Below are 748 nucleotides of genomic sequence, written 5' to 3'. Positions count from 1 at the left end.
GATGAACTTCTCCGCCGTCAGACCCGCCCGGCCCAGATAGCCCCGTGCCACTTGAACGCCCCCGATCAGTAGCTCGCCCGCAACGCCCACGGGCTGCGGCTGCAACCGATCGTCCACAACATAGACCTGCGTGTTCGAGATAGGACCGCCGATCACGACGGCGTCACCCTCACTCCCGAACGAGCGACCGCAATCCTGTACCGTCGCGTTGATGGTCGCTTCTGTCGGCCCATAGTGATTGACAAGCCGTACCGTCCCGGTGTGTTTGAAGAAGCCAGCCGTCAAGTGGCTCGAAAGTGCCTCGCCGCCGCACAGCACCTGCTGCAGGCTGGCCGTTGACGCAAAACCCTCTTCACCCAGCAACGCGGCCAGCAGCGGCGGTACAACGACCATGGTCGTGACGCCGGCCTGATCGATCAGTTGCGCCAAGGCTGCCGGGTCGGCATCAATCGCCTCCGGTGCCACAATCACGCGATGACCGAAGCTCAAAGGCCACCACAGCTCTTCAGCCGAATAGTCGAAGCCGATCGTCGTTCGATGCAGGACCGTTTCCCGCGGAGACTGTGTCCAGCGCGCATTGGCGAAGGCTACATAGTTGGACAACTCCCCTTGCCCGACCATGACGCCTTTGGGCGTGCCTGTGGAGCCGGAGGTGTAGATGACGTAGGCCAGGCTTGACGGGTTCAGCGGCGCCCACCGTTCGGCGCCTGTGACCGGCGTTGCCGGCAGCCCGGCCAGCGCGGCCTCC

Annotated in this window: 1 protein-coding gene; it reads right to left on the bottom strand. The window is 64.2% G+C overall.

The features are described 5' to 3' along the window. Nucleotides 1-748, bottom strand: a 748-nt coding sequence (locus tag ACFWW2_RS16525; RefSeq protein WP_393929721.1) for an AMP-binding protein, incomplete at both ends; no start/stop codon positions are given.

It is taken from the genome of Yoonia sp. R2-816 (genome assembly GCF_046762905.1).
GTDB lineage: Bacteria > Pseudomonadota > Alphaproteobacteria > Rhodobacterales > Rhodobacteraceae > Yoonia.
Note: the sequence above shows the minus strand (reverse complement) of the source record. Positions and strands in the feature narration are given on the sequence as shown.